The sequence below is a fragment of the Natronomonas salsuginis genome, from assembly GCF_005239135.1.
Classification (GTDB): Archaea; Halobacteriota; Halobacteria; order Halobacteriales; family Haloarculaceae; genus Natronomonas; species Natronomonas salsuginis.
The window spans coordinates 1-9,051 of the sequence record NZ_QKNX01000011.1; the positions used below are offsets into that span (position 1 = coordinate 1).

The following is a 9,051-nucleotide window of genomic DNA, read 5'->3' on the forward strand; positions in this document are numbered from 1 at the left end:
AGGTCCTTTGTTTCGATATACAGCTCCTCGAGCGCTCGCGGTGTCAACCGAACTAAGACCATTTCTCGGTCGTCGGGATCCCGTCGCTCCGGGGTGTAGCTAAGAATCCAGTCGTCGCCCGGTTCGGCGTCGGTCGCCGGCCCCAGGGAGATACTTCTCGCGAGGTCCTCGGGAATGTAGTGCCAGGTATGCTCGACGAACCGGCCGTAATGCCCCTCGGGGCGGGGGTCCTCGGGATCGACGGCGTCCTCCTCGGGGGCGTCGGTCATGTCCCACCGTCCTCGAGCAGCGTCTCGCGAACGCTCTCGTCGCCGGCATATCCATATTCCCCGTAGCCGGCCTTTTCGATCCCTGGGACGTCCTCGAGATACCGCCGAACGCTCTCCCACATGGCTTTTTCACTTGAATATCGGTCGGCGTGGTCCGGGGCGAGCGCCTCTTTGATCGCGCCCGTCTTTGCCGTCCCGTGCTCCCGAAGATACCGGAACACGTCGATCACCGCGTCCCGCCCGTGCTCGGTCTTTGGCGGTATGTCGTTCGCCTCGAGGTATGATCGGACGTCCCCCGCGAGGTCGTCGGGATCCCGAGCCGTCTCTTTCCGAACCTTCTCGTCGGGGAGCCCCTCGTCGACGGTCGGCGTCTCCTCGGTGTCCAAGTCGTCGCTCTCGGCGTCGAGGGTCGTCTCCGGGCTTCCGCCCACCGAACCCGTCGGATCGCTCTCGGGGCGGCTCTCGCCCGGCTCGTCGGTCACCCACCAAACCGTGTTTCGCCCGCCGATCTGTTTACTGTCGAGCTCTCCCGCGTCCTCGAGCGCCCGGAGCCGGTTGAGCGTCCCCCGCCGTTTGATCGGGAGCGCGTCCGATACCTCGGCCGTCGACAGGACGGGGTCGGCCGTCTCCCGAAACACGTCGAGGAGGTCAGCGTCCGTTACTCGGGGTTTTCGACCGCCTTTGTCGGTGCTTTCAGGCATTAGTGCCTACTACGGCGTTAACTCCCTAAAAGGTATGCCTTCTAAGGCATGATAGAATACCGTCTTAGGAATTAACCGTACAAATATAGCGTTTTGATACATCTCCGGTATCTTTATGGTATATACCTTCTAAGGAATAAACACGAAAGGACGGTTCCCTCGGGAGCGTGGAAACGCTCCGGGTGCTAGAACACCCGGAACCGGTCTTCGGGCAAAGACCATGTCAACCGACACACCCACCCAATACGAAAGTATCGAACACAACCGAACCCGCGTCCCGGTCGCCGGCGGCGTCCTGGTCTATGAGGCTCGCGAGGTCGGTCGGGAATTGATCGGCTTCGAGGACGTCACTAGCTGGGACGGGATCCGGTCGGCCCTTCAGGCTCGCGGGATCGGCGTCGGGGGGATCCACCACAAACCCGAACTCGACCGATAACGCTCTCATACCGGAGCGCGGCTTATTCTTGAAACCCCGGCCACAGTCGGAGCTCTTTCGCGATCTGTCTTTGTCGACCGCTTAGTATGTGATTCGCTTTCCAGGCGGGGTTTGCCTTCTCGATAGTATATGTCTCCCCGTTGTGTTCATACTCCTCCTCGATCACAATCCCCCGCGCCCCGTCGACCGGATTCTCGGGCGTCCCAAGCGTGTCGGCGGCCGCCCGTTTCCATAGAACCGACAGCGTCGCCTTTTCCTTAATCAGGCGTTCCCGCCGCTCCTCCGGGACGTCCGGCGCGTTCGCTTTCGCCGTCTCTCGCATACACTCCCGGAGCCGGTCGACGTGTGCTTTTGTCTCCTCGTCGAACCGTTCGTATGCCTTTTGCCAGTCGCTAAACCCGCCGTGAATCTCGGCGTTCGCGTTCCCTTTCGGAGCCCCACCGCCGGGGTTCCCTTCCGCAAAGTCGTTGCCTTCTAGGTGGGACGTCTCACTCGGTCCCGTGCTACACCCACCGTGAAACCGACAGCGTCGGCCTCCCGATCCCGGCGTCCCCCAGCCCGCCGGGAGCTTACACGGTTCGTCCCGGTTGTTCGTCGCCCCGCAAATATCCGAATAGCGTCGATCCGAACCGTCCGATTTCGACGTGCTCATACTTTCTATGAATTAGAATACGAGTCCCTTATGGGGTAAGTGTTTGTCTCAATCCCGCCGGCTCCAGCGCTCTCTCGGTTACTTTGATACCCCCAAACCGGGGGAAACATTATCCCGAACGGGTTGGTGTTCAGACTATGTCAAGTGGGGTTCCTGATGCGGAAGGGGTGACACTCCTCGACGGCGAGGAATTGCTACATAACGTTCGCCCGTCGTGGTCGAATTGGAGCGGGCTTATTGCGATTCTAACTATCGTAACCTTTGGCACACTCGGATTAGGGATCGTTCTGTTCGTAATCCCCTGGCTGGCTCGTCGAAATGCCAGGTACGTAGTGACGAGTGAACGGGTTATCGAAAAGTCGGGTATATTGAGCACTTCCACCAACGAATACCGAATCGAGGACATTCGACAGCTCCAAACCGGGGCGTCCTGGAGCGAAAAGCTACTCGGACATGGGAATATTCAATTCTCGACCGGGGCGGGGGGGTCCTTGATTACCTTTGCTGGGGTTCCGAACTACGACGGGATCGCAAATACAATTCGAGAGCAACAGCGCGAATAATTCCGCTCTCTAAAAATAGGCGTTCCATGAGGTGTTTTGTAGACTAACACATGGGGTGTTTAGTAGACACACATGGGGTTTGTTTGTGAGATACCGATTCAGATTCACGCCGTTTACGCACGGGCGCGGTCGGATACGATGGGAGGGGTCCCCGGTAAGACAGTCGGCGTACTCATGCCTACGGGTGGTCATGCCTTCGAGAGAGCTGTCGCTTTCGAGGAGGGTCGAACCCACCCGTTTAGACGGGGTTAGTCGGCCGTATCAGGTGGGTCACTCCCGCCGGTCGCGATCGCCGAGCGGTTTTCACCCCCGTTAGCTCCCGCGTCGACGGTGTCGCTCTCCCCAGCGTCGCCATGTACCTGGCAAACCGCCAACGACCACCTACTAAAGTCCTTTAGGGCTTCGTTGGTGGTTTCGCCGAGGTCGACGATCGCGCCGTCGGCTCCGGTGTCTCGGTAGACGTCCGCCCCGTGCTCTCCGGTGTGTTCGTCTCGCTCGACGAGCCCCTCGTCCCCAAGTCGCTGGAGGGTTTTACGGACGTGTTCTTTATCGCAGTTGACGGCGTCGGCGAGCTCCCGTGTCGTCGCCTCCGGTCGTTTGGCTAACTCGTCGATAATCTCTCGCTGGAGGTCGCTCGCGAGCCATTCAACCCCTGGGACTTTGAGGTCGATAAAGCCCTCCGGTGCCGCGTCGGTATGGACATAGACCACTGCCGAACTTTCCGGGTCGTCGGGGTTTCGAGCATATCGTCCGGCGGCTTGTGCGACGTGGTTTTCCCGAACGCTGGCGAGGAGCGCGTCGGCGGTGTCGGCGTCCGGCCCCTCGAAGGTCCGTCCTTTTTCGCGTTTAATCTCGCCCTCCTCGGTTTCAACCATTCCCGGTTTGGCTTCGAGGTCTAGCTCGGCGAGCGCGTCGAGAATCATATCGTCGCCGGGATCCATACAGCCGTACACGTATCCGGCGATCGCGTCGACGAACGCCTCCGGGTTCCGGCTTTTCTCCTCGCCGAAATGGAGTGTGTGCTCGCCGTCGAGGTCCTCGCCGGTGACGTCCTCGAGGATCTGCCGGACGGTCGACTCGACTTGTGCGGTCGTCGCGAACGTATCGAATCCGTCGCCGTATCGCTCTCGAAGCTTCTCAAGGACGGTCCGAACCCGCTCGTCGTTCATCCATTCGCGAGCGTTCGGTCCCGATCGTGGTCGGGTCGCGTCGCCGATTTGTACCGTCGTCAATCCACGTTCGTACCGTCGCCATAGGCGGCGTTCGACCGGGTCGAGGACGGCGTCGCGTTTCATCCCTGGAGCCCCGTTCAATTCCCACATAGGCATACTCGGGTGTGCGTCGAGTCCGATCACCGCGCGAGCCTGGGTAAAGTCCGGCGTCGATCGAACCGTCCGAACGGTGTTTTCGTCGTCAATCACAACCGAGAGCCACGTACCGGCGTATCCCTTCTCCTCGCCGGCGTCGAGTCGGGGCGGTTCGTGAAACACCTTCCAGTTGCGCCGACCGTTTTCGTCGGGGTCCTCGTGTTTCAATGCGAACCATATCGCTTTCGCGAGGTCGGGAGCGAGGGCGTGCGCGTCGGGATCGTCCGCGTACCAATTCGTCGGTGGGTCGCGTCCGATCTTGCCGTCGAGAGCGTCGCGTTCGTTTACGGCGTCGCTTCGGTATCCGTCGTATTCGTATTCGGCGAGAGTAACTAACGCTTCCCAGGTCGTCACCGGAGCGTCGATCGCCCGAAGATAGGCGTTCACCATACGCCGGATCCTGTCTTGGGTAATGTCGACGGTAAAGTCCGGTTGCTCGTCGATGATCACGTTCGTATAGGCTCGAAGGGACGGAACGTATCCGAATTGGTGGGTTGCATGAATCACGTCGACCGCCGGCTCGCCGTCGTCGTCTCTCGGGAGTCCATCCCATTGAGCGACGGCGGGATCTTCCGCGCCGATCGGGGGGAGCTCCTCGAGGTCCTGGTCGTTCCGGTCTTTGGCGATCGCGAGGGCGGTCGAAAACGGGAGCCCCTTCTCGTCACACATGAGGTCAAACCATTCGCTCGCGGGTTTGCCGTCGATCGTAACGACGAGGTCCGGCTCCTCGGCGTCGGTGTCGGGGTCCTCGACGGGATCGTGGTCGCCCCGTGCGAGCGGGCTCTTTTCGTTCCGGCCTTTCAGTACCGCCCCGGTCGCGGTCGACTGTCGCGTCGCTTTCATGGCCTCGTCGCGGGCGTCTCTCGTCGCGTGAAGGTGAATCACCGGAGCCCCGCCGGTCGTGTCGAGATAATCCAGCCACGGGGTCGTCGCGGTTGTGTGCGACTTTCCGAGGGCGGTCGGGGCGTCGATCGTGGTCGTATTCTCGGCTCGAAGCTCTCGAAAGAGGGTATCCCGGAGCGCCTCGCGAGCCTCGTCGGTGCTCGGTATATCGAAGCCACGTTTCCGAGCGTACCGTGCTCGGTCGGTCCCTGAAAGCGCGTCGAGTTTTGCGAACGCGATCGGAGCGACAGGTTCGGCGTCCTCCGGGGTCCCGATCGGGTGACGTCCCGGTTCGACACCGTGCTCCTCGCGAACGATATTGAGGGCGACGTTATAGGCGTCTCGCGGGAGTTTCCAGCCCTCCATGAGGTCGCCGTCCTCCATGAGGTCGTGGTCGCGAGCGACGTACTGGAGGGCTCTATGCGGGATCGGGTCGGCCTCCGGGATCAACCGCTCGCGTTTCGCGTGTTTCCAGGCGACGAATATCTCGCGGTCGTCGAGGGATCCGTTCGGTGCGTCGGGTCGTCGCTCTCCAGCGTCGACGAGGAGGTATGTAAGCGCGTTATAGGCGACTTTGTATTTGTGATCGTACCCGACACCGTGGTTTTCGAGAAGGACAAAGTAACTCTCGCTGTCGCCGTGGTGCCCGAGCGGGTTTTTCCCTCGGTAATCCCATGACAGCCCGGTGACGTCCCGGATTCCGAGGTCGTATAATGCTGAATACTCCCCGCTCCCGTCGATCGTGTCACGGGAAAGGTCGCTCGCGCCGGCGGCGTCGAGGGCGGCGTCTCTCGCGGTCGTATCGTCGTATGCTGGGTGAAACTCAACCGGTTTCGAGCCCGCGAGGAGGGGCGTTAGGTCGTCGCTCCAGTCCCGGAGATAATCGTCGAGGTCGACTTTATCAAGTCCCGGCCGGGGAAGGTCGGCGACTCTCGCCTCGAGCCCGTGGTTCGACAGATAGACGGCGGTTTTCACCGCGCCTTTGACACCGTCGCCGAACTGCTGGAGGGTCAACTGATCGCGATCGTCGACGGAACTCGTCGGGCGTTCGGCGTCCTGGATTAGATACACCCGTTCAACGTGTCGCGTTTCGAGCGCCTCGAGAAGCTTCTCGCGACCGCGGTCTTTGAATTGAACCGTTACGGGCGAAAGGCATGGATACCCGGCTTGGTGTGCGGTGATCGCGTCGGCGATCCCTTCGGTGATAAGGACGGGCTCGCTCTCGCGAACGGTATCAAGTCCGTAAATCGGCTCTTTGACGGTGACGTCCTCGCGTGTCACCTGGAGCTTATCGTACTTGTTCCCCTTCCAGTCGGCCGGGTGTACCGGATCGGTCGCTCTCGAAATGGCATACACGGGCTCGCCGGTTTCGTCGAGATACGGAAGGACGTACCGGCCGCTCCAGGTCGCGTATAGGTTTCCGTCGTCGCGTTCCCCAAAGAGCGCGGTCGCGAGGATCGCCTCGCGGTCGTGTCCTCGGTCGAATAGGTAGGCGATCAATTCGTCTTTGTGGTTTGCTGGAGCGTACCCGAGGAGCTTCGCGTCGATCGTTTCGTCACTCCAGCCGCGAGCGCGGTAATAGTCTCTTGCGGTGTCGTGGTCGGCGGCGTCTGGGAACTCTCGGTCTAATTGATCATGGTACCATTCAAGAGCATCCCCGAGCGCCTTCTCGCCGGCCGTCTTTTCGGCGTCAATGGTGGGGGTTACGTCCGTAAAACCACCTTCCGGCGTACTGATAGAGCCGTTTCCGTCGTCGGCGTCCTCCTCTTCGGCGTCAGCCGATACGTTACTTTGGACGGTTACGCTTGTTATCTCTCTATCTACATCACCGCTCGCGTCGGTGTCCTCGCTGATCCGGTCGCCGTCGGTCGTGTTCGTTTCCCGACTCTTTTCGTCTGATAGGTTTTTCTCGCCGTCGGCGGCGTCGTTTCTGTTGGCTTCCGTGATAGGTTCGGCGTCCTCGAGGAGCGCCCGGACGGCCTCGAGGTCGGACGGATCCAAAGCGTCGAACCGCCCGATCACTCCGGGAGCGTCGGTGTCGTGTCTCTCGGCGTAGCGCCGGATCCGGTCCGCCAGGTCGTCGGGTAGCGTGTCGGTAGTCATGTCGTGGTCCTCCTCGCGTGTTTGCGTCGGTTCCGAAGCGTTAGACTGGGGTCGTCGGCGGCCGCGATCGTCTCCGGTGGGTATGAACACGGCTCGTCGGGCGGGGTCACGCCGAGAATCCGGTAGCTCTCTCGCCAGCCGGTCGACGGGCTCGGCTCTCGGTGGTCGTCGTCGATCCGTCCGTTCGGTCCGTCGGTGTGTCGCGTGCTCATTCGTTCGCCCCGCGTGAGGTCGCGGGCAAACCGACGGGATCAAGGAAAACTCTTTAGCCGAGGGGAGTGTATCCCTCGACACGGACCACCCGTCACGGCCCGGTCCGCTTCCACACTTCGACGGCGATAGGGGCGAAGTCCTGGACAGACTCGTGCGCTCCCGCCGTCGTTCAATTCAACTAACCCGATAGTCACACGTACACGACTTAATCCCCTCGCTCGCCGAGGAGGTGTCGGATCGCGTCGTCGTAACTGTGCTTTTCCTCGCGGGCTTTGACCATTCGGAGCTCTCTCCGAACGTCGCGAGATACCGGGATTCTGGTATCGCTTGCCGGCATGGATAGACGTAACAGCCGGTACACTAAAGGCGTTTCGCAAATTAAGACGTCTCACCTAAAGCATGACTCTTGAGGATAGACCGAGGGGGATCCTGTCGCCCGCCGACCGGAGATACCTCAGACACCCGGACGAGTATAGCGATCAGGCGGCGTATGAACGCCGGGGCGCGATCGTTACCCGCGTTCATGAAGCCTTACACGACTTCCCGACTCTTGTCTCGAAACTCGAGGAGGGGCGCCGTCGCGAAGCCTTCGAGGACCGAGATTTAGAACATAAAGACCACACTCTAAACGTCCTGCCGTCGGTGTTCGCGTTCCTATATCTCGGGATCACCGACACGGTCGAACCGCCCGAACGCGCGAAGGACGCTTTCGCCGGGATGATCGCGGACGGCGTCCAAGAGGCTTACCGAACGCGGGGCGAGCCCGTCGCGTCCGTATCGGTGTCGATCGAGATAACCCCGATTGATAGCTCAAAACCCGTCGAAGATATGACCCTCGCCGAGATTCAAGACCACGCCAAAGCGGGGAACATGGACCGTCAAGTCCTTCTCCAGCGGTTAACCGAGGTGTTCGAGGAACACGACGATACCGACGGGTCACTTTCGGCCGAACATTACGATATAGACGGGAGCCGGGGGGTATGGTTCGTCGATATGCTAACCCCCGAGACAGACGAAGATACCGAGGAGTGACGAGTTAGGAGGTCCGATCGACCCACCGGCAAAAGTCGTGAAAGTCGTCGGCTCCCGCTTGCGTCGCTATATCCTGGAGCGTCCCGATCGGGATCGGGTCGGCCTTCGGAACCGTCACCGTCCGAACCTCGCCCGTCTCACTATTCTCATACCGAAGCGTCGTATGGCTCCCTTTGCCCCCGACAGGGACGAACCCGTGTTTCGTGAGGGTCTTAATCACGTCGCGGGAGGAAAACGTCGTCCGAACCACGCTATTCGAGCCACGGCGGTTTCCCGCTTTCCCCGATCTCGACGTCAATCCCCTGCTCCTCGAGGTATGCCTCGGGGTCGTCGATCGCCTCGCCGTGTCCAAAGTGACTATCGAGCGCGTCGGCGAGCTCCCGGAGCGCCTCGGCCTCGGTATCCCCAAAGGACGACACCCCCGACTCGACGTGTTTTGCTGTTACCCGGCCGTCGTCCTCCCGGACGAACTCAACCCCAGCCGGCGGTTCCGAAACTGTCGCCATGTCCCGGGATACGCCCCGAGACTATTGTAAAGCTTCGCCCCTAGTAATCTTCGAGCCATACCGGCCCGCCGTAGGCGTCGACGTAACACCGCTTGTGAACCGGCTCCTCGCGTTTGTTCGGAACGGCCTTCTCCAGGGGGACCTGCTCCCCGCAAAAGTCACACTCGGCGCTATGCCCCGCCTGGCGGGCGTCCGGGGAGAGGTCCTTTGTTTCGATATACAGCTCCTCGAGCGCTCGCGGTGTCAACCGAACTAAGACCATTTCTCGGTCGTCGGGATCCCGTCGCTCCGGGGTGTAGCTAAGAATCCAGTCGTCGCCCGGTTCGG

At 61.0% G+C, this 9,051-nt stretch carries 11 protein-coding genes and 1 pseudogene; 3 read left to right on the forward strand and 9 right to left on the reverse strand.

Annotation, left to right across the window (positions count from 1 at the left end; all coding sequences use genetic code 11):
• A pseudogene (locus tag DM868_RS14865) lies at positions 1 to 269 on the reverse strand (hypothetical protein); the annotation flags it as partial.
• Positions 266 to 970, reverse strand: a complete 705-nt coding sequence (locus DM868_RS15250; RefSeq protein WP_187349126.1) for a hypothetical protein — start codon at positions 968 to 970, stop codon at positions 266 to 268. The pseudogene DM868_RS14865 and the gene DM868_RS15250, both read right to left, overlap by 4 nt.
• 220 nt (positions 971 to 1,190) lie before the next feature.
• Here DM868_RS15250 and DM868_RS14875 point away from each other — a divergent pair, with 220 nt between their 5' ends.
• Entirely contained in the window at positions 1,191 to 1,406 is a 216-nt protein-coding gene (locus DM868_RS14875) for a hypothetical protein (protein ID WP_137277626.1), read from the forward strand.
• A 22-nt stretch (positions 1,407 to 1,428) separates the two neighbouring features.
• On the opposite strand, the gene DM868_RS14880 is transcribed toward DM868_RS14875, so the two are convergent.
• Entirely contained in the window at positions 1,429 to 2,058 is a 630-nt protein-coding gene (locus DM868_RS14880; protein WP_137277627.1) for a hypothetical protein, read from the reverse strand.
• Positions 2,059 to 2,195: 137 nt separating this feature from the next.
• Here DM868_RS14880 and DM868_RS14885 point away from each other — a divergent pair, with 137 nt between their 5' ends.
• The gene (locus DM868_RS14885) at positions 2,196 to 2,621 is read left to right on the forward strand and encodes a PH domain-containing protein (protein ID WP_137277628.1); all 426 of its coding nucleotides are present in this window, start codon (positions 2,196 to 2,198) and stop codon (positions 2,619 to 2,621) included.
• A gap of 248 nt (positions 2,622 to 2,869) precedes the next feature.
• Here DM868_RS14885 and DM868_RS14890 read toward each other — a convergent pair whose 3' ends face one another.
• From DM868_RS14890 to DM868_RS15695, 3 genes are all read right to left on the reverse strand, one after another.
• Positions 2,870 to 6,973: a hypothetical protein gene (locus tag DM868_RS14890; RefSeq protein ID WP_137277629.1), complete on the reverse strand. Its 4,104-nt coding sequence runs from the start codon at positions 6,971 to 6,973 to the stop codon at positions 2,870 to 2,872.
• Complete coding sequence (locus DM868_RS14895) at positions 6,970 to 7,185, reverse strand: hypothetical protein (protein WP_137277630.1); 216 nt, start codon at positions 7,183 to 7,185, stop codon at positions 6,970 to 6,972. Before DM868_RS14895 ends, DM868_RS14890 begins: the two co-directional genes overlap by 4 nt.
• Positions 7,186 to 7,391: 206 nt before the next feature.
• Entirely contained in the window at positions 7,392 to 7,523 is a 132-nt protein-coding gene (locus tag DM868_RS15695) for a hypothetical protein (RefSeq protein WP_281280733.1), read from the reverse strand.
• 62 nt (positions 7,524 to 7,585) lie between these two features.
• Here DM868_RS15695 and DM868_RS14900 point away from each other — a divergent pair, with 62 nt between their 5' ends.
• Positions 7,586 to 8,218 (forward strand): hypothetical protein, encoded by a 633-nt coding sequence (locus tag DM868_RS14900; protein ID WP_137277631.1) that lies wholly within the window; start codon positions 7,586 to 7,588, stop codon positions 8,216 to 8,218.
• A 4-nt stretch (positions 8,219 to 8,222) separates the two neighbouring features.
• Here DM868_RS14900 and DM868_RS14905 read toward each other — a convergent pair whose 3' ends face one another.
• From DM868_RS14905 to DM868_RS14915, 3 genes are all read right to left on the reverse strand, one after another.
• Entirely contained in the window at positions 8,223 to 8,438 is a 216-nt protein-coding gene (locus DM868_RS14905) for a type II toxin-antitoxin system HicA family toxin (RefSeq protein ID WP_246049154.1), read from the reverse strand.
• A 31-nt stretch (positions 8,439 to 8,469) separates the two neighbouring features.
• Complete coding sequence (locus DM868_RS14910; RefSeq protein WP_137277633.1) at positions 8,470 to 8,724, reverse strand: type II toxin-antitoxin system HicB family antitoxin; 255 nt, start codon at positions 8,722 to 8,724, stop codon at positions 8,470 to 8,472.
• A 40-nt stretch (positions 8,725 to 8,764) separates the two neighbouring features.
• Positions 8,765 to 9,051, reverse strand: a 287-nt coding sequence (locus DM868_RS14915) for a hypothetical protein (RefSeq protein ID WP_137277634.1), incomplete at its 5' end; no start/stop codon positions are given.

Coding starts and splice junctions, on each gene's coding strand:
- DM868_RS15250 (WP_187349126.1), bottom strand. CDS start 970: ATGCCTGAAAGCACCGACAAAGGCGGTCGAAAACCCCGAGTAACGGAC.
- DM868_RS14875 (WP_137277626.1), top strand. CDS start 1,191: ATGTCAACCGACACACCCACCCAATACGAAAGTATCGAACACAACCGA.
- DM868_RS14880 (WP_137277627.1), bottom strand. CDS start 2,058: ATGAGCACGTCGAAATCGGACGGTTCGGATCGACGCTATTCGGATATT.
- DM868_RS14885 (WP_137277628.1), top strand. CDS start 2,196: ATGTCAAGTGGGGTTCCTGATGCGGAAGGGGTGACACTCCTCGACGGC.
- DM868_RS14890 (WP_137277629.1), bottom strand. CDS start 6,973: ATGACTACCGACACGCTACCCGACGACCTGGCGGACCGGATCCGGCGC.
- DM868_RS14895 (WP_137277630.1), bottom strand. CDS start 7,185: ATGAGCACGCGACACACCGACGGACCGAACGGACGGATCGACGACGAC.
- DM868_RS15695 (WP_281280733.1), bottom strand. CDS start 7,523: ATGCCGGCAAGCGATACCAGAATCCCGGTATCTCGCGACGTTCGGAGA.
- DM868_RS14900 (WP_137277631.1), top strand. CDS start 7,586: ATGACTCTTGAGGATAGACCGAGGGGGATCCTGTCGCCCGCCGACCGG.
- DM868_RS14910 (WP_137277633.1), bottom strand. CDS start 8,724: ATGGCGACAGTTTCGGAACCGCCGGCTGGGGTTGAGTTCGTCCGGGAG.